This is a genomic window from Janthinobacterium agaricidamnosum NBRC 102515 = DSM 9628, from assembly GCF_000723165.1.
Classification (GTDB): Bacteria; Pseudomonadota; Gammaproteobacteria; order Burkholderiales; family Burkholderiaceae_D; genus Janthinobacterium; species Janthinobacterium agaricidamnosum.
In genome coordinates, this window is sequence record NZ_HG322949.1 from 4,186,384 (window position 1) to 4,204,092 (window position 17,709).

General features: G+C 61.3%; 17 protein-coding genes. 12 read left to right on the top strand and 5 right to left on the bottom strand.

The features are described from left to right. Window positions 1-99: 99 nt before the first annotated feature. Window positions 100-1,755, bottom strand: coding sequence for a hypothetical protein (locus GJA_RS17930; protein ID WP_061301626.1), 1,656 nt, complete (start codon window positions 1,753-1,755; stop codon window positions 100-102). Between the two features lie 424 nt (window positions 1,756-2,179). Between GJA_RS17930 and GJA_RS17935 the strand changes: the two genes are divergently transcribed. The 10 genes from GJA_RS17935 (at window position 2,180) to GJA_RS17980 (ending at window position 11,569) form a co-directional block, all read left to right on the top strand. Beyond that, window positions 2,180-3,214 carry a DUF475 domain-containing protein gene (locus GJA_RS17935; protein WP_038494858.1) on the top strand — a complete coding sequence of 345 codons (1,035 nt, stop codon included), beginning with the start codon at window positions 2,180-2,182 and terminating at the stop codon, window positions 3,212-3,214. A 131-nt stretch (window positions 3,215-3,345) separates the two neighbouring features. Further along, window positions 3,346-3,921, top strand: a complete 576-nt coding sequence (locus GJA_RS17940) for a TerD family protein (RefSeq protein WP_038494861.1) — start codon at window positions 3,346-3,348, stop codon at window positions 3,919-3,921. Window positions 3,922-4,111: 190 nt separating this feature from the next. Next, on the top strand, window positions 4,112-4,822 hold the full coding sequence (locus tag GJA_RS17945; RefSeq protein WP_038494864.1) for a TIGR00266 family protein: 711 nt from the start codon (window positions 4,112-4,114) through the stop codon (window positions 4,820-4,822). Window positions 4,823-4,925: 103 nt separating this feature from the next. After that, on the top strand, window positions 4,926-5,948 hold the full coding sequence (locus GJA_RS17950; RefSeq protein ID WP_038494867.1) for an ATP-grasp domain-containing protein: 1,023 nt from the start codon (window positions 4,926-4,928) through the stop codon (window positions 5,946-5,948). Next, on the top strand, window positions 5,945-7,105 hold the full coding sequence (locus tag GJA_RS17955; protein ID WP_038494870.1) for a phosphoribosyltransferase domain-containing protein: 1,161 nt from the start codon (window positions 5,945-5,947) through the stop codon (window positions 7,103-7,105). Before GJA_RS17950 ends, GJA_RS17955 begins: the two co-directional genes overlap by 4 nt. Continuing rightward, a complete protein-coding gene (locus GJA_RS17960) occupies window positions 7,083-7,835 on the top strand; it encodes an HAD family hydrolase (protein ID WP_038494873.1) in 753 nt (250 codons plus the stop codon). The genes GJA_RS17955 and GJA_RS17960 overlap by 23 nt, the downstream gene beginning before the upstream one ends. Further along, window positions 7,832-8,944: a cysteine protease StiP family protein gene (locus GJA_RS17965; protein ID WP_242404573.1), complete on the top strand. Its 1,113-nt coding sequence runs from the start codon at window positions 7,832-7,834 to the stop codon at window positions 8,942-8,944. The genes GJA_RS17960 and GJA_RS17965 overlap by 4 nt, the downstream gene beginning before the upstream one ends. Beyond that, complete coding sequence (locus GJA_RS17970; protein WP_051781067.1) at window positions 8,937-9,944, top strand: HpcH/HpaI aldolase/citrate lyase family protein; 1,008 nt, start codon at window positions 8,937-8,939, stop codon at window positions 9,942-9,944. Before GJA_RS17965 ends, GJA_RS17970 begins: the two co-directional genes overlap by 8 nt. Next, entirely contained in the window at window positions 9,941-11,149 is a 1,209-nt protein-coding gene (locus GJA_RS17975; protein WP_038494877.1) for a TerD family protein, read from the top strand. The genes GJA_RS17970 and GJA_RS17975 overlap by 4 nt, the downstream gene beginning before the upstream one ends. 45 nt (window positions 11,150-11,194) lie before the next feature. Further along, a complete protein-coding gene (locus tag GJA_RS17980) occupies window positions 11,195-11,569 on the top strand; it encodes a hypothetical protein (protein ID WP_038494880.1) in 375 nt (124 codons plus the stop codon). A 54-nt stretch (window positions 11,570-11,623) separates the two neighbouring features. On the opposite strand, the gene GJA_RS17985 is transcribed toward GJA_RS17980, so the two are convergent. Then, a complete protein-coding gene (locus tag GJA_RS17985) occupies window positions 11,624-12,883 on the bottom strand; it encodes a hypothetical protein (protein WP_144241584.1) in 1,260 nt (419 codons plus the stop codon). Window positions 12,884-13,285: 402 nt separating this feature from the next. Here GJA_RS17985 and grxC point away from each other — a divergent pair, with 402 nt between their 5' ends. Further along, window positions 13,286-13,546 (top strand): glutaredoxin 3, encoded by a 261-nt coding sequence (gene grxC, locus GJA_RS17990; RefSeq protein ID WP_038494887.1) that lies wholly within the window; start codon window positions 13,286-13,288, stop codon window positions 13,544-13,546. 3 nt (window positions 13,547-13,549) lie between these two features. Here grxC and GJA_RS17995 read toward each other — a convergent pair whose 3' ends face one another. Then, a complete protein-coding gene (locus GJA_RS17995) occupies window positions 13,550-13,948 on the bottom strand; it encodes a nuclear transport factor 2 family protein (RefSeq protein ID WP_038500321.1) in 399 nt (132 codons plus the stop codon). A gap of 101 nt (window positions 13,949-14,049) precedes the next feature. On the opposite strand from GJA_RS17995, the gene GJA_RS18000 reads away from it, so the two are divergent. Next, window positions 14,050-14,952 (top strand): LysR family transcriptional regulator, encoded by a 903-nt coding sequence (locus tag GJA_RS18000; RefSeq protein WP_038494890.1) that lies wholly within the window; start codon window positions 14,050-14,052, stop codon window positions 14,950-14,952. Here GJA_RS18000 and GJA_RS18005 read toward each other — a convergent pair. After that, window positions 14,941-15,159: a type II toxin-antitoxin system RelB/DinJ family antitoxin gene (locus GJA_RS18005; RefSeq protein ID WP_038494893.1), complete on the bottom strand. Its 219-nt coding sequence runs from the start codon at window positions 15,157-15,159 to the stop codon at window positions 14,941-14,943. The genes GJA_RS18000 and GJA_RS18005 overlap by 12 nt on opposite strands. Window positions 15,160-15,258: 99 nt before the next feature. After that, on the bottom strand, window positions 15,259-17,610 hold the full coding sequence (locus GJA_RS18010) for a coiled-coil domain-containing protein (RefSeq protein WP_038494895.1): 2,352 nt from the start codon (window positions 17,608-17,610) through the stop codon (window positions 15,259-15,261). Window positions 17,611-17,709 lie beyond the last annotated feature (99 nt).

Consider the following 17,709-nt stretch of genomic DNA (forward strand, 5'->3'; position numbering starts at 1 on the left):
ACAATTATCGCAGATCGCCTGCCGCTGGCGAACCAGCCGGCGACCTCGCCGCCGCAAAACGCCGCCAACCTGCCTGCGTGCCTACGCGCTGATTGCCGCTTATTGCCTTGCCAGCCACAGTTTAAAGTCGGCAACAAAATCGCTTTCGCTGATGCCAAAACTTTCTTCAAACGCTAGCTGATGATTCTGGCCGGCATGTCCGCTCAGGCGATAATAGTTGGCCAGTCCGGTGAAAAAATGCTCGCCGCTGACAGCCTTCAGATACATCAGCATCAGCGTCGCCATTTCGTAGTTGCCGCGATGATCTTTCATCATCTTCAGCCAGCCGGGACCACTACCGGCATCCACCAGCTCCTCTGGCGTCAACCCGGTCTTGTTACCGGTACGCCACCATTTGAGCGAGGCCTGGCGCCATGCATAGACGGCTTCCGGTTCGCCGTCGCCCAACGGCATTTGTTCCGAAAACAGGTATTCGATCAACTTGGCCGGCCCCTCCATCATCCAGTGCGGCGGACGGAAACCGGACTTGCCATCAGCCAACTGGTACTGGATCTGATGCGTCAATTCGTGCATCGTGGTGCGCACCGCCCGCTGATTCGCCTTATCGGGATTGTCCTTGCTGTTGAACTTGATCGCGATCTGCCCGCGCCGGTTCGACATGCCGCCGCTGACTTCGCTTTCCGTTTCGGCGATCGCCTCTTTGGTGTGCATGTCTTGCGCCAGCACCTGTTTATAGTCTTCGGCCCCGGCCGCCAGATAGACCGTGACATCGTGCCCGACCCGGACATGCCACAGCTCGCCCATCAAGTCATCGAAGCGCACGGTGGCCTGGCGCACCAGCGGCAGCGCGTTTTGCTCGACCCGGTCGGCGTAGCCGTCCCTGACGTAGCCGCCCATGCGCACAGTGATATGCGGGCTCACTGCAGCGCCGCCCGCCTGGGCAGACGCGGCCGGCGCCGGACGCTGACTCCATTGACGCTCAGCCATGGCGGCCAATTCGCGTTCGCTTATGCCGAGCTGGGAAGTGAACGCATCCGACGCATTAAAATCGCTGCGCCCGCTGGCCATCAGATACGACTTCATGGCACGATGAAATCGATCGCCCAGGCGGTCGCGCAAGATGGCCATGGCGATCCGGCTTTTCGGCGAAGGACGCAGCACCACGCGCTCCACGCTGCCGGCTGGCGCCGGCGGCCGGCGCTTCGCCGTATCCCACAAGGGTATGTCCTTTTCGAGTTCCGCCGGCGGCGGCAGGCGCAAGGCGTCGACCGATTCCCGGGCAAGCGTATCGGCCAGCGCGGACGGCAGCCACGCCGGCAATCGGCTCAGATTGCCTGCGCTCAGGCGGTCAAACGCCTGGTACATGACGACCCTGAGCGGATGCAGCAGCGCCCTGTCGCGCAGCTCGGCTTCGGTCAAGCCCGCTTCGAGCAGGATGCGCGCGGCCGCCCCATCCACCACGTCGGCGGCCGAGGTAGCGATTACCCAATGCCGCGTCTGGTCTGGGCTGATGTCGTATTGATCATGCAATAATGCATACGCCGAGGCCAGCGCCGCGTCGGTACGCGGCAGCCAGTCGCGGGCCACGGCCAAGGACCAGCGATCCTTGCCGACGGCCATCTGGACCGTCGACAGGGGAGCCGCGGCAGCGGTGTGCGGGACCAGCAGCGCGCCGGCCAGGTACAGTGAAAACAATACAGGCGAAAGCAACTTGGCGGCGCGGCGCGCTTGCACAGGAAATGAAGGGGACATCATGTGAATTAACAGGTTTATTGTTTTTGGTTTGCAGACCCCATCCCCGCAAGGTCAGGATCATCGTCTCGTCATCAGGCGGCATACGCATCCATGCCGAGCAGCCCGCGCGGCGTCCAGGCATTGGGCGGCCAAGCATTGCCGCGTCAATATTCTACGCGATGCAAGGTGTGCCAATCAGAAATAAATGCGCGAATGGGATTCAATTTTAAGCAGCGCCCTGCCACAAAAAAAAACGCTGCTGCAGCGTCCATGTGTGCTCGAATTTCCGCAATGACGCGCACGCCTCAATCGTTAAATTCGCATGCGCGAACTTAACTAATATAAAATCATGGCGTCATATACAACAATTATTATGTATCAATAAATACAAGTACGGCCGACGGTACATTCATTACGACAACTAATTTTCCAACGGGGTTCATTCATGCGGCATTTCACGCTTTCTTTTATTGTCACCTTCATCTTGATGGCGGTCGCCGGCTGGTGGGGTTACAGCCATGGCGGTGTGTCCGGCATGATCCAGGGGCTGTGGATCGCCGCCGTGCTCGGCGTGATGGAAGTGTCGCTGTCGTTCGATAATGCGGTGGTAAACGCCTCCGTGCTGCGCCACTGGAATGCGTTCTGGCAGAAACTGTTTCTCACCGTCGGTATCCTGGTGGCGGTGTTCGGCATGCGCCTGCTGTTCCCGCTGCTGATCGTATCGGTCGCCACCGGCCTCGGCCTGCTCGACGTGTGGACCATGGCCACCACCACACCGACCGAATATGCGCGTCACCTGACCGAACACCATGCGCAAGTGGCGGCCTTCGGCGGCGCCTTCCTGTTGCTGGTATTCCTGAACTTTTTGTTCGATGAAGAAAAACAATTGCACTGGCTGGGCTGGATCGAAGAAAAAGTGGGCTCGCTCGGTTCCGAAGGCTTTGCCATCCTGCTGACGCTGGGCGCGATCTTCGGCTGCGTCACGCAAGTTCCGGAAGCCAATAAGTACAGCGTGCTGGCGTCCGGCGTGCTGGGCGTGGCGATCTATGTCGCGGTGGGCTGGATCAGCAAGCTGCTGGAAGAGGAGGAATCCGATCCCGCCATCGGCAAGATGATTTCGCGCGGCAGCATCGGCGGTTTCCTGTACCTGGAAGTGCTGGATGCGTCGTTCAGTTTCGACGGCGTGATCGGCGCGTTCGCGATCACCAACGATGTCGTCATCATCATGCTGGGCCTGGCCATCGGCGCCATGTTCGTGCGTTCGATGACGGTGTTCCTGGTGCACAAAGGCACGCTGGACGAATTCGTTTACCTGGAACATGGTGCCCATTATGCAATCGGCATCCTGGCGCTGATCATGCTGGCCAGCGTCAGGTTCCATATCCCGGAATGGTTCACCGGCCTGTCCGGCGTCGCATTCATCCTGGTGTCGCTGTGGTCGTCGATACGTTATAAAAAACAACAGCCGGCACAGGATTGAAAACGGGGACTTCATCCCCACATCGAGGAAATGCAGCGAGCATGCATACACGACATGCGCCGCTCGCCGCATGCCTGACATGACAAACCCCACAGTGATTGTGCGGTGTTATTTAAATAAGGAGATTCACCATGGCAATTAGTTTGCAAAAAGGCGGCAACGTCAACCTGAGCAAGGAAGCACCGAACCTGAAGAAGATCATCATCGGCCTCGGCTGGGATCCACGCTCGACCGACGGCGCCACCTTTGACCTTGACGGCAGCGCCTTTCTGCTGAAAGCTGACGGCAAAGTCCGCGGCGACTCCGACTTTATTTTCTACAACAACCTGAAATCGGCCGACGGCTCGGTGCTGCACACCGGCGACAACCAGACCGGCGAAGGCGACGGCGACGACGAACAATTGGTGATCGACCTGGAAAAAGTTCCAGCCGGTATCGAGCGCATCGCCATCACCGTGACCATCCATGACGCCGACGCGCGCCGCCAGAATTTCGGCATGGTGTCGAAAGCGTACATCCGCTGCCTGAACGCCGATGGCCAGCGCGAAATCGCGCGCTACGACCTGTCCGAAGACAGCTCGACCGAAACCGCGATGATTTTCGGCGAAGTCTACCGCCACAACGGCGAATGGAAATTCAAGGCGATCGGCCAGGGTTTCAACGGCGGCCTCGGACCACTCGCACGCTCGTTCGGCGTCAACGCATAAAGGGCGGCTCTAAAAACCTGCTGCGCGGCCCGATTTCCGGCCTGCGATGCGCAGTGTGCCTGCGTACACTTGCGCTTCTCTGCCGGAACTTGAGCCGCTCGCTACGGTTTTGAGAGCTCCCTGAAGGCAAATTCAATGCTGTTACAGCCGCCGTGACATCGCTCAGGCGGCTTTTTTTTGGGAGATTCCTATGCCAGTATTTACCACCACCGGCGACGTCGATCCATTTTTGCACGTCAGCCTGAAACAGGGCGAAACCATCTATTGCGAATCGGATGCGATGGTGATGATGGAAACCGCGCTCGACTTGAAGGGCAAGATGACCGGCGGCATCGGCAGCGCCATCATGCGCCGCTTCGCCAACGGCGAATCGTTTTTCCAGCAGCATATCGAAGCGGTGCGCGGCAACGGCGATTGCCTGTTGTCGCCGACGCTGCCCGGCGCGATCGAAGTGGTCGACGTCGGCGCCCGCCAATATTTGCTGAACGACGGCGCCTTCGTCGCCGCCACCTCCGGCACCGAAATGAAGGTGCGCACGCAAAGCCTCGGCAATGCGCTGTTCGCCCAGTCGGGCGGCTTTTTTGTCATGGAAACCTCCGGCAGCGGCCAGGTAGTGGTGTCCGGTTTCGGTTCGATGTTCCAGCTCGACGTCGAACCGGGCAAGGATGTGGTGATCGATAATTCGCACGTGGTATGCTGGGACAATACGCTGAAATATGAAATCTCGGTGACCACCGGCGGCGGTAGCGGCGGCATCGGCGGTTTCCTCGGCAATATCGTCAACAGCGTCACCAGCGGCGAAGGCATCGTGCTGCGTTTTTCCGGCGCCGGCAAGGTCTTCGTCTGCTCGCGCAACCGCGATGCGTTCCTGAAATGGACGCAAACCGGCAAGCCCGGTTAATCGAGCCGGCATTCAAACCCTGCCCCAGGCAGGTCGGGTTGGCGTCGACCAAACGCCAACCGCCGATTTTCCCCTACCAACCCGTCCCACTCACAGGTCTCGAATGCAACGCGTCTGGTTCAATAAAACTTTTTCCTCGGTCGGCACGGCCATCAAACTGATACGCGACGCCGATGGCGAACAGCGTTATCACATCGTCTGCAGCAATACCAACGCCCACGCGGCGGCCTTCCTGGCGGCGCATGAATACGCGGTCGAGCCGGCCGGCCTGACCGGCCAGGCTTACCTGGACTGGTGCCTGGTCTTTTGCCGCGAGCGCGGCATCACGATTTTCTGGCCCGGCAAGGAAGCGGGGCTGATAGACGCGCAGCGCGAACGATTCGCCGCCATCGGCGTGCGCGTGCTGAGCGTCGCCAGCGCCGCAACGCTGCTCCTGATGCATGACAAGGCGCGCTTTTGCGCCGGCCTGGATTTGCCGCTGGCGCCGCCGGCGCAATTTCGCGCCGTGTCGACCATCGCGCAATACGATGCCGCCTACGCCGAGCTGCGGCCGCTGCACGATACACTGTGCATCAAGCCGTCCGAATCGGTGTACGGCCTCGGCTTCGCGGTGCTGGATGAAGAGCGCAACGGCGCGCAATTGCTGCTGGCCGGCGCCGCCTACCAGATCAATGCGCAAGAGCTGCGCGCCGGCCTGGCGCAGATGGCCAGCTTCAAGCCGCTGCTGCTGATGGAATACCTGGACGGCCATGAATACAGCGCCGATTGCGTGGCCGACCATGGCCGGCTGGTGTGCGCCATCCCGCGTAAGAAACCGCATACCGGCGGCGCCGGCCAACTCATCGACAGCCGCGCCGACATCCTGGCGTGTTGCGAAAAACTCGCGCGCGACTATCAGCTGAACGGCGTGTTCAACATCCAGTTCCGCGAAGGCCGCAATGGCCTGGCGCTGCTGGAAATCAATCCGCGCATGTCGGGCGGCATCGGCATGGCGTGCGCCGCCGGTCCCAACCTGCCGTATATCGCGCTGGTCGGTTTCGACCGGGGCTTTGACCAGGTCAGCGTGCCGCCGGTACAGGACGGCAAGCGCATCGGCGAACTGGCGTACGCGGTGGAGCTGCCATGAGCGGCCGGATTACCCGCCACATGCCGACCGGCGCACTGACTGTGCAAGTCGACCAGGCGCGCTTCCCGCTCGATGACCTGATCGGTTTTGCCGCGCGCGCCAACGCCAGGCGCGGCTTCCTGTTCCTGTCCAAGGTGCTCGGCAAGCATTGGCCAGTCACTCCCCGCGTCATGCAAAGCCTGCATGACGACCTGGCCGCGCAAATCCCCGGCAGCCTGCAAGGCACGGTGGTGTTCATCGCGATGGCGGAAACCGCGATCGGCCTCGGCCAGGGCGTGTTCGAAGCGTGGCTGCGCGCCAATCCGGGCCGTCAGGCGCTATTCCTGCACAGCTCGCGCTACCGGGTCGGCAGCGTGCCGTTCTTTGAATTCGAAGAGTCGCACAGCCATGCGCCGCGCCAGTTCCTGCACCTGTCGCCGCAAGCGAGCGCGCTGTTCGACAGCGCCTCCAGCCTGGTGCTGGTCGACGATGAGGCGAGCACCGGCAATACCTTCGTCAACCTGGCCCACGCCTGCCGCGCGCGCTATCCGTCGCTGCAGCGGCTGCACCTGGCGCTGATCACCAACTTCATGGGCGAGACCGCCAATGCCGGGTTGTCGGAGCGCTTCGGCATGCCGGTCACGGTCGGCGCCGCGCTGTCCGGCCAATACCATTTCACGGCGGGTGAGCAGCCGGCGCCGGCGGCCGCGCCGGCCCAGCGTTTTGAAGCCGACGCCGAACGCGGCGCCAGCGCATCTTTCGGCCGCATCGGCATCGAACGGCCCCTGGCCGCGCCGGCGGCGCTGGCCGAAAAATTAGCGGCGCAGATCGGCGACGATGAAAGCGTGCTGGTGCTCGGCACCGGCGAATTCATGCACCCGTCGTTCTTGCTGGCACGCGCGCTCGAAGCGCTGGGCAAGAACGTGGTGCTGCAATCGACGACACGCTCGCCGATCCTGTCGTGGGGCGATGTCGGCGCTATCGTGTCGTGCCCCGACAATTACGGCGAAGGCGTGACCAACTACCTGTACAACGTCGCAGCGGGACAATACCGGCACGTCTTGATTTGTCACGAAACACCGGCCAGCGACGCCCTGTTTCAACTCGCCGGCCAATTGCATGGCCGCCTGTTCCACTTTCAGTCAGAGACCCAAATTGAAGAAATTCCTGTTCGTTGACCTCGACGACACCCTGTTCCAGACGCCCAAAAAATGCGCCTCGGAAGTCGACCTGCAAGCGGCCGCCTACCTGAAAAACGGCGACGCCTGCTCGTTCACGACGCCGCGCCAACGCGCCTTCATGGAATTCGCCCACGGCGGCATGACCCTGATCCCGGCCACCGCGCGCAACGCCGACGCGTTCAGCCGGGTCGACTTGCCGTTTTCCAGCTACGCCGTGCTCGATTACGGCGGCATCGTGCTGCAACCGGGCGGCGCGCTGGACGGCGGCTGGCTGTCGCTGATGCAAAACGATATGCAGCTCGCCCTGCCCGGCCTGCGCGAAGCGATGCGCGTCATCGACGACTTCCAGGCCAAGGCCGGCTTGCCGTCGCGCGCGCGCCTGATCGAAGATTACGCGACGCCGTTTTATGTCGTCGTCAAGGACCATGAGGCGCGCGCCGAACGGCTGGCCGACATCGAACAGCAAGTGCTGCAGGACTGGCTCGCCACGGAAGGCGCCGACTACTTCATCCACCGCAACGGCAACAACCTGGCGCTGCTGCCGAAAAGTTTGAACAAGGCGCGCGCGGTATCGTACCTGCGCGCCGAACTGGAGGCGGAGCACGGCCCCATCCTCAGCTTCGGCATGGGCGACAGCCGCTCCGACGCGCGCTTCATGGCGGCCTGCGACTACGCCATCGTACCGAAGGGCACCCAGCTGGCGGCGCTGACGGTGGCGGCCTTATGATGGTGAATAAAAGCGCCGTCGATTTTTCCGGCAGCTACCGCGCCGACGATGTCACCTTCCTGTTGAAACCGATCGCGCTGGAACCGATCCTCGACATCGACGAGAAGGAAAGGCTGATCCAGTCCGGCCAGCGCCACTACAGCGAAATGCTGTCGCCCGAAGCGCTGCCGTCGCCGGCCTACCTGGAACTGTTCCGCAGCGCCTATGCGGCCAACCGCCGGCAAATGGCGCGCGACTGCCTGCGCCTGGCCGCGCTGATCGCGGTGCGCCGCGACGGCCCCATCGCGCTGGTGTCGCTGGCCCGCGCCGGCACGCCGGTCGGGGTGATCCTGGCCCATCTGCTGCGCCGCGTGTTCCAGCGCGACTGCCAGCATTACTCGGTGTCGATCATCCGCGACCGCGGCATCGACGCCGTCGCGCTGCGCCACATCCTGCAACAGGGCCATGCCCCGGAGTCGCTGGTATTCGTCGACGGCTGGACCGGCAAGGGCGTGATTTCGCGCGAATTGCGCCATGCCGTGGGCGCATTCAATGCAGCCCACGGCACGGCCATCGACGGCGGCCTGTACGTGCTGTCCGACCTGGCAGGCACGGCCGCCTGCGCCGCCTCGGCCGACGATTACCTGATCCCGTCGAGCATCCTGAACGCCACCGTGTCGGGGCTGGTCAGCCGCTCGGTGCTGAACGCGGCGATCGGCCCGGACGACTTCCACGGCTGCCTGTATTACGGCCAGTTCGAGGCGCACGACCAGTCGCGCCAGTTCGCCGACGGCCTGGTCGCCGACGCCATTGGATTGGCGCAAACGGAAGGCGTGCCGCGGGCGCAAGCGATCGACGCCGCGGCCATGGCGGCCCGCTCCCACGCTTACATGGCGGCGGCACAATCGCAGTACGGCATCGGCGACATCAACCTGATCAAACCCGGCATCGGCGAAGCCACCCGGGTCTTGCTGCGGCGCGCGCCGCAGCGCCTGATCGTGCGCGACACGCATGCGCCGGACGTGGCACATTTACTGCTTTTGGCGCAAGAGAAATCGATACCGGTGACGGTGGAACCGGCGCTGCCCTACCAGGCGGTCGCCCTGATCAGGAGTGCAGTCGATGGATAATTCCAGCTATCAGCACAGCGCCCATAAACCGGCGCTGGGCGCCTCTTTATATGTGCCGAGCATCCACAAGGATTTGCTGGCGATCGCCAACGGCGACAAGATGGGCCATTTGCGTTCGGTGATCTTTTGCACCGAGGACGCAATCGCCGAACGCGACCTCAGCTACGCGCTGTTCAACCTGTCGCTGGCGCTGCAAAACATGGCCGAGGAATCGGACACGCTGCGCTTTGTGCGCGTGCGCAACGCCGACATCCTGGGGCGCGTGCTGCTGATGCCGGGCGCGCATAAACTGGCCGGCTTCGTGCTGCCGAAAACCACCCGCCACAATTTCGACCATTATTTCAGCCAGGTGCGCCACACCCAGCACTTGCTGATGCCGACGCTGGAAACGGCGGAAGTGTTCGACGACGAGGAAATGAAGCTGTTTTGCCGCCAGTTGAATGTACCGCAGGTGCGCCACCGCATCCTCGCGCTGCGCATCGGCGGCAACGATTTATTGGCGCTGCTCGGCTTGCGCCGCCCGACCAGCGGCACCATTTACCAGACCCCGCTGGGCCAGGTGATCGCACGCCTGGTCACCACCTTCCGGCCGCACGGTTTTGCGCTGACCGCGCCGGTGTTCGAACACCTGTCGCAGCACGCGTGGCTGGACGCCGAAGTGGCGCAAGACATGGCGCACGGCATGATCGCCAAGACCGCCATCCATCCCGACCAGGTGCCGCACATCGAACGCCATTACCAGGTGGCGCAAGCGGACATCGAGCTGGCGTTGCGCATCATCGACCCGGACAGCCCGGCCGTATTCCGCATGCAGGAATCGATGTGCGAAGTGGCGACCCACAGCAACTGGGCGCAACGCATCATCGAACAGGCGCGCCTGTTCGGCATCCGCCACGCCGGTGATACCATGACGGCGGACCACACCATGAACCCGCCAGTACCGAACATTCAGCACATTTCGCACATTCCGATTACCGATCAAGGGGAGATACGACCATGACCAACTTCACGCGCGGCCAAAAAGGCAAACTCGCCGACCTCGGCCTGAACGGACCATTCCAGGTCACACTCGAGATCGCCTCCGGCGCGATGGAAACCGACGTCAGCTGCTTCGGCCTGGATGCTGGCGGCAAATTATCGGACGACCGCTACATGGTGTTTTTCAACCAGAAGAATGCGCCGGATAACGCCGTCACGCTGGACTTGAACGGCGCCCGTTCGGTGTTCCAGGTCGACCTGGCGCGCCTGCCGGCCAGCATCGACAAGCTGGTGTTCACCGCCGCCGCCGACCAGGGCGCGATGCGCTCGCTGGGTCCGTCGTCGCTGCAACTGGGCCAGGCCGCGCAATTCGCCTTTTTCGGCAGCGACTTCCAGGATGAAAAAGCCGTCATCGTCGGCGAGTTGTACCGCCGCGACGGCAGCTGGCGCTTCGGCGCCGTCGGCCAGGGTTTTGCCGGCGGCCTGGGGGCGCTGCTGAAGCATTTCGGCGGCAGCGAGGCGGCCCAGTCGCCAGCACCGGTCCCGGCCGCGGAAGCGCCGAAGATCTCGCTGTCGAAAATCCGCCTCGAAAAACGCGGCGATAAAATCTCGCTCGACAAGCGCGACAGCCAGGGTTACGGCCGCATCCGCGTCAACCTGAACTGGAACCAGGGCCCGGCGCCGGCCCAGCAGCAAGATAGCGGCGGCTTCCTCGGCAAATTGTTCAGCAAGCCATCCAGCCCGGCCAACGGCATCGACCTCGACATCGGCTGCCTGTTTGAAATGAGCAACGGCGCCAAGAGCGCGGTGCAAGCGCTGGGCAATAGCTGGGGCGCGTACGAGCGGCCGCCGTACATCCACCTGGAAGGCGACGACCGCACCGGCAACGTCAGCGACGGCGAAAACATCTTCATCAATGGCGTGCATTTCGACCAGATCCAGCGGGTGCTGGTGTACGCCTTCATCTATGACGGCGTGCCGAACTGGGCCGCGACCGACGGCGTGGTGACCATCGACATCCCCGGCCAGCCTTCGGTCGAAGTGCGAATGGACAGCGACAGCAAGCTGTCGATGTGCGCCATCGCCATGCTCGAGAACCACGGCGGCAACCTGCAAGTGACAAAATTGGTGGAATACTTTGGCGGGCAAGGTAAAATCACGGCGCACCAGGCGATGGATCAACGTTATGGCTTTGGATTGAACTGGACCGCCGGGCGCAAGGACTAAACTGCGAGGACTCGCCTGCAACGCCCTCACCCACTCGACGACACTATGACAACAACATCCAAAAAAGTCACACTGGTTCTGATCGGCTTCATCATCGCCGCCCTGCTGATTTTTGCCGCGTATTGCTGGATCACGCTCAGCTTTTCGTATTCCGAAGGCGAACGGGCCGGCTATCTGCAAAAATTTTCCAAGCGGGGCTGGATCTGCAAGACGTGGGAAGGCGAAATCCTGCTGACCGCCTTGCCCGGCACCATCCCGGAAAAGTTCCAATTCAGCGTACGCAATGAAGAAGTCGCCAGGCAATTGTCGGCGGCCGCCGGCAAGCGCCTGCTGATCACTTACAGCCAGCATAAAGGCGTACCGACGGAATGCTTCGGGGAAACCGAGTATTACGCCGACAAGGTGCAAGTGATTCAATAATCAAGGGGAACAGACGGCGCCGCCGGCTGTTCCCGTCGCTGTGCCGGCTATCGCTCAGGGCTCGTAAAACCGCATTTGGCCCTGACGGAATTGCTGCAATGCTTCTTTGCTGGAACTGCCATCGCTCAGGTTAGGGTCATGGAATACGCCGATCGGCTCGCCCTGGCGCATCTGCAAGGCGTTCATGACGTTGGACGCAACGCGGAAATTTCCATCTGTGAAAGCATGGGTAAATTCGAGCCGGTGGTAAACCTGGAGGGCCAGCAGCGTCTTTTCCTCAGGCGTAATGCGCCGCTTCCTGATGCCGACGTAATAGTCATTCAGGGTTTTGCTGACCATTTCCTTCAAATCCGCTTCCGGCAGCGACTCTCGGGCATATTGCGCTTGATACAGCTTCCCGCCTTCCAGGCCCAATTGGGCAAGCCGGCTTCTCATTTGCTCGGGCGGGATGCTGGAGTCCCATGGCAACGGTTTATTCGAGCCGGGCACCAGCACGTGCCCTCTTCCATGATTTGGCATCCAGATGAACGTGATGTCGCCGACTTTCAGATTGGCCGAGAACTTGTTTCCGCTTTGTGTATGCAGCGCATGCATATCGTTCAGCGCGCGTATGATGCCGTCCGCGGAAAAGTGTGCGCGAAACCCCATGCCGCGTGATTCGATATCGCCGACCGAGTGTATTTTATGCAGCGCGATCACATCGTCGGCGCTGACCTGCCCTGGTTTGGCGGCCAGTTGCGCCGTCCCGATCAAGGAGCTCGCCATGCCGTGGGCATAGCCGGCATCGGTATCGAATAAAAATGCGTGCAAGGGATTGGGCTTGATCCCGTATTTCTGCATGTCCTCCAATTTCCGTCCATCGACCAGCAGTTGCCAGCGGTCGCTGTCCTTGATACCTTCCAAAGGCGGATGATCGTTGAAATCCTTCTTCAGCAGATTGAATGTTTCTTTAATCTTCGGCTTGCAATTATCTTTTTTAATCAGCTCCGACAGCGGTTGCGCATTCGGCGGATATTGGGTCCAGATCGATTCATGCATGGCCTTGAACATTTCTTGCACAGGCTGGTCATCGGACGTGGCCAGCGCGGTCATGCTTTTCTTATAATGCTGCTCCCATAAGACATCGAGCATCACAGCCATCGACAGATGGGACTTGGTAAAAGACCGGCCCAATACGCTATCCCCGATTGCCCACAGTCGCTTGCGCACCTCGGCGATCATCAAGTCCCGATGCTGGGCGCTCAGTTTTTGCGAGACCGCGCGATTACGGTCGGCGGACGAGGTACGCGGCCTACCGCTGGAAGCGGTGGACACCGGAGCTTGCTGCACGACCGGCATCGGATGAGAGGATCGCGAAGAATTGCTGGCCGGAACAGATGGGGGAATCCGGGAATAATTGTTATTAGGGATCATGGTTGGGTTTAAATGCCTGTAATAGATAATCAATAAATGGCGCTACTTTGCAGTGCAAAAAGAAAATATTTTTTTACACACATTGCATTATTGAGTAATCTTTTTTTGATCAAAGTTCCACGACTGGCGCCGGCATAGGCGCGACTGGCATGGACAAGGCCGCACTGGCACACCAGATTTGAGACGATCAGACAATTAATTGACCATTATCAGCATCCAATAATCCATTCCGCTTGCTTATACTATTTTCATGCCGGTGCCACACCGGCGGTACAACCAGTCAACCAGCATAAAGGAATGATCATGAGCAATCTGTCGAGCCACGTTACCGTGTACAGCAGCAATGGCTGCGGGTATTGCGCAATGGCCAAGAAATTATTGGCGGGCAAAGGCGTGACGCCGACTGAAATCAATATCGACAGCGACCGCGGCAAAATGGCGGAAATGATGGCGCGCTCCGGCCGCCGCACCGTGCCGCAGATTTTCATCGGCGAATACCATGTCGGCGGCTTCGACGACTTGCTGGCGCTGGACCGCCAGGGCCGGCTTGAGCCTATGCTGTGAGCGTTAATTGAAGCCGAACGCGGCCGAGACGGCCATGGTGTCTTCGACCATGTTCAGCGCGACGATCTTGCCGTCTTCGATCGTCAGGTGGGCCGCCACGGCAACGGTGAAGGTCTGGCCGGTGCTGACCAGGGTTTGGCGGAAGGTTGCGAACAGCGCTACGTCATTGCCGGAAGCGATCATTTTCGAGTTCAAGACTTCATTCTTGCCGGCCACCGTGTACGGCCACATGGTCTCGAAAAAGTCGCGTACCTGGGCTTTCTCGGTACGCCGGCCCGACCATGGAAAATTACCCGGTACAAACCATTCGATATGGTCGGCGAACAGGGCTACGATGGCTGGCAAGTCGCGTGCGCCTACGCTGCCGAAGAATTGCTGGGTGATGTCGAGAGGAGTGGACATGCTGGTTTCCTTGTTGAATGCATTGAAAAATCCAGTATCGTCCGCCATCATTTATTTGTCTAATCATGGTTTTTTCCAATATACATCATCCATAATGATGTATGCGCGATATCGACCTGCACCTGCTGAATATTTTCGATGCCATCATGAGCGAGGGTTCGATGACCCGCGCCGCACAGCGATTGGCGCTGTCGCAGCCGGCGGTCAGCAACGCGGTGGTGCGCATGCGCCAGTTGTGGAACGATCCGCTGTTCATCAAGGACGGGCGCGGCATCAAGCCGACCCCGAAGGCACTGGAATTATGGGCCGGCATAGGCGCGCCGCTGACGGCGATCCGCGCCGCCGGGCTCCCGGCGCCATTCGACCCGGCCAGCGCGCAACGCCGCTTCCGGCTGTCGGTCAACGATTTCATCACCTATCCGGTGTGGCCGCGCTTGCGCCGCGTGCTCGAAGCGCAGGCGCCGGGCATCGATATTTTGGCCGTGCCATGGCATATCCACGATACGCGGCAAATCCTGGTCGATAACGAAGTCGACCTGGCGATGTCGGGCGCAGCTGTGCCGGGAGCGGAAATCCGCCAGCAAGCGATGTTCGACGCGCACTATATCTGCGCCATGCGCGAAGACCACCCGCTGGCCGGCACGGCGCTGGGAATGGCGGACTTCCTGGCCGCCGACCACTTGCTGGTGTCGCTGTCGGGAAATCCGGTCGGCTTGATCGACGACTTGCTGGAACAGCGCGGCGTGCGGCGCAGGGTCGCCATGACCATCAATAATTTTTATGGCCTGGTCGATTTGCTGCTGGTTAGCGATTTGATTTGCGTGATGTCGGATAATTTCTTCCGCCACCACCCGCTGAGCCAGCATATCCATAGGGCGGCAATCCCGTTCGAGGTGCCGTCCAACAACATCAGCCTGGCGTGGCACCGGCGTCACGAAAGCGACGCCGGCCACCGCTGGCTACGCGAATTGCTGATACCGATGTGTCGCGAACTATTCGCTTAACGCGCCGAGCGCGCGCAGCTGTTGTCCAGCGCCTTGCTGCTCCACCCGGCCGGCCCCATTGGACACCTTGAGTTCGAATGGGATTGCCTGGTCGGCAACCACGCGATGCAAGAACAAACGCACCGCATCCGACACGGTCATCCCCATCGCCGCCAGGGTTTGATGGGCTTGCAACTTCATTTCTTCGTCCACGCGTACATGCAGCATTGATGTTTGTACAGCCACTATTATCTCCAGTGATAAATGATTATGCATCTCCAGGGAGATACCGCGAGCTTACCGTTGGCGGCGCCTTATCGGGTCCCGTTATCGGGTGCGCCAGACACCGCCCACCGCTTCTCCGGCCTGGGTCAGGCGTTCGATGACTTCGCGGGCGATGCTGGCCGACTTGGCTTGTTCGGCCTTGACGCGGGCGGCGGCCAACGTCGCCGAAAAACCGCCCTGGTCTGCCTGTAATTTTGCTTGCAAGGCAGCCAGTTCCTGTTGCTGCTCTTGTTCGAAGCGGGTTTCCCGCTCCAGTAATTGTTGCTTGGCAATCGCCATCAAACGCGTGGTGTCCGCCGCTTTGCGTTGCAAGGCGGCATGCGCTTGTGCACTGGTCAGCAAGTCTTTTTGCGCCGCCAATTTTTCCTGGCTCGCTTGCTGCGCGGCTTGTTCTTCCACTTCGCGCTGTAACATCGCATCGGCCTGTTCCTGCTCGATACGAACTCGCGCGGCGGCGGAGATCGCCAGGTTTTTCTCCGATTCCAGGCGGCTGGCGATCGCTTTCGAGGCGCGCTCTTCGGACGCGGTCGCCTGACGCTGCTGCACCAGCTTTTGTTCGATCAAGGCCAGCGACTCGCGTTCGGCACGCACAAAATCTTGTTCCAGCGCCAGCAATTCAGCGGCGGCAGCCGCTTTTTGATGCTCGATGCGGGCCCGTTCGCTATGCACCTGGCCCAGTTCCACAGCCAAGCGCGCCTGTGCCTGCACGGCTTGCGCAGCGGCAGCTTTTTGTTCGCCTTCGACCAGCGCCTGGTCCATCAGGATGCGCATCGCATCGGCGGCTTTATCGGCGGCTTCCTTCAATGCCTGCTCGGCTTGCCGCTGCTCGCGCAAGACAGAAGCCTGCGCCTGTTCGGCCTGGATACGCGCTTGCGCGGCATCAAAAGCGGCTTGTTCGGCTGCCCGTTTTTCTTTCAGGGCGGCAATCGCTTGCTGCTCCGCGCTAGCGCGGGCTTGCTCAGCATCCAGCAAACACGCCGCTTGCTGCGCCTTTTGCGACGCCAGTTCAGCCTGGGCTTGTTGCGCTTCGACATGGGCCGCGATAGCCGTGATTTCGGCTTGCTCGGCGGCATTCTGTTGCGCCGCCAGTTCGGCAGCCTTGCGCGTCAATTCCGCACGTTCATGGGCCAAACGGGCGGCATGTTGCTGCTCTTCCGATTCCAGCACGGCGGCAGCGGCGGCGGCTTGCTGCGCCGCTTCGCGTTGACGCGCATGTTCCATCGCAATGGTTTCTGCCTCGACCTTGGCGTGGCCCTGGATTTCAGCATCCTGTTCGGCGGCGATGCGCGCCAGCGCAACCGTGCGTAATTGACGGTCGACTTCGATGCGCGCCTCGGTTGCGGCCAAGATACGCAGGTCGGCGTCGCGGCGCGCTTCGGCGCTGGCGGCGGCGATCATTTCCAGGCGTTCGCGGTGGATCGCCGCATCGCGCAATTCTTTTTCGGTTTGCAAACGCAGGCGCAGCGATTGCGCCGCATGGCGTTCGGATTCCGCTTGCGCCAGAGCAATCGCTTCACGCTCTTGCTCCAGGTGTGCCAAGGCGCGGGCCTCTTCCAGCGCGCGCACTTCGGCGGCGGCGCGGTTGAATGCCGATTCCAGCGCGATCTGGTCGGCCCGCTCGCGCTGCATCGTCAATTCCAGCGCTTCGCCTTCCGCTTCGGCCAGCATTTGCGCGGTTTGACGCGCGCCATGGGCGTGACGTTCGCGCTCGCGCGCCAGCACGCTCAGGCGCGCATCGGCCGATGCGATGCCGACCATCTGATCTTTGGCCGCCTGCACGGCGGCAACCCGCTCCACCGCTTGCAGACGGGCTTGTTCGGTTTGTTGCTGCAATTCTTCGGACGCGCGTGCCGCTTGTTCGGCCAGCTCGGAATGCACGGCGATCTGTTCGCTGGCGCGCAAGCGGTTTTCCTGCTCGGCCCGGGCACGCTGTTCGGCGGCCACGCGAATTTGCGTATCGGATTCGACGCGGGCGCGCAATTCGGCGGTTTCCTGCTTCACCGCTTCCAGCCGGGCCACGCTGGCCAGCGCGGCGGCACGCATGGTTTCCAGCCGTTCGCGGTTGGCGGCGATCGCGTCTTCGGCGGCATCGGCATTTTGCTGCGCGGCGGCGGTGGCGGCGGCATCGATCGCGGCGCGGTCTTCGGCCAGCGAACGGACCCGGGCTTCAGCCAGCGCACGGGTTTCGGCGGCGCAAGTGGCCTTGGCTTCCGCTTCGACCCGGGCGATGGCTTCGTGGATCGCCTTCATTTCCATCTGCTCGCGGCCGGCCACGGCTGGTCCCGCTATCGCCACTACATCTTCTTGCTCATGCACCACGCCAGCCACCTGATCGTCCGGCAATTGGTCGATGGTCAGGGTATCGCTGTTGCGTTGATCTTGTTGTGCTTGCATGAGTTTCTCGCTGTCTGGGTATGTTCCGAACGACTGACGGAATTTCTTAGTACCCATTATCGGGCAGCACCCAAACAGACCGAGCAGCAAGCAGAGGGG

What these genes read in the sequence shown, in the direction of transcription:
- GJA_RS17930 (WP_061301626.1), bottom strand. Translation starts at nt 1,755, where the DNA reads ATGATGTCCCCTTCATTTCCTGTGCAAGCGCGCCGCGCCGCCAAGTTG.
- GJA_RS17935 (WP_038494858.1), top strand. Translation starts at nt 2,180, where the DNA reads ATGCGGCATTTCACGCTTTCTTTTATTGTCACCTTCATCTTGATGGCG.
- GJA_RS17940 (WP_038494861.1), top strand. Translation starts at nt 3,346, where the DNA reads ATGGCAATTAGTTTGCAAAAAGGCGGCAACGTCAACCTGAGCAAGGAA.
- GJA_RS17945 (WP_038494864.1), top strand. Translation starts at nt 4,112, where the DNA reads ATGCCAGTATTTACCACCACCGGCGACGTCGATCCATTTTTGCACGTC.
- GJA_RS17950 (WP_038494867.1), top strand. Translation starts at nt 4,926, where the DNA reads ATGCAACGCGTCTGGTTCAATAAAACTTTTTCCTCGGTCGGCACGGCC.
- GJA_RS17955 (WP_038494870.1), top strand. Translation starts at nt 5,945, where the DNA reads ATGAGCGGCCGGATTACCCGCCACATGCCGACCGGCGCACTGACTGTG.
- GJA_RS17965 (WP_242404573.1), top strand. Translation starts at nt 7,832, where the DNA reads ATGATGGTGAATAAAAGCGCCGTCGATTTTTCCGGCAGCTACCGCGCC.
- GJA_RS17970 (WP_051781067.1), top strand. Translation starts at nt 8,937, where the DNA reads ATGGATAATTCCAGCTATCAGCACAGCGCCCATAAACCGGCGCTGGGC.
- GJA_RS17975 (WP_038494877.1), top strand. Translation starts at nt 9,941, where the DNA reads ATGACCAACTTCACGCGCGGCCAAAAAGGCAAACTCGCCGACCTCGGC.
- GJA_RS17980 (WP_038494880.1), top strand. Translation starts at nt 11,195, where the DNA reads ATGACAACAACATCCAAAAAAGTCACACTGGTTCTGATCGGCTTCATC.
- grxC (WP_038494887.1), top strand. Translation starts at nt 13,286, where the DNA reads ATGAGCAATCTGTCGAGCCACGTTACCGTGTACAGCAGCAATGGCTGC.
- GJA_RS17995 (WP_038500321.1), bottom strand. Translation starts at nt 13,948, where the DNA reads ATGTCCACTCCTCTCGACATCACCCAGCAATTCTTCGGCAGCGTAGGC.
- GJA_RS18000 (WP_038494890.1), top strand. Translation starts at nt 14,050, where the DNA reads ATGCGCGATATCGACCTGCACCTGCTGAATATTTTCGATGCCATCATG.
- GJA_RS18005 (WP_038494893.1), bottom strand. Translation starts at nt 15,159, where the DNA reads ATGCTGCATGTACGCGTGGACGAAGAAATGAAGTTGCAAGCCCATCAA.
- GJA_RS18010 (WP_038494895.1), bottom strand. Translation starts at nt 17,610, where the DNA reads ATGCAAGCACAACAAGATCAACGCAACAGCGATACCCTGACCATCGAC.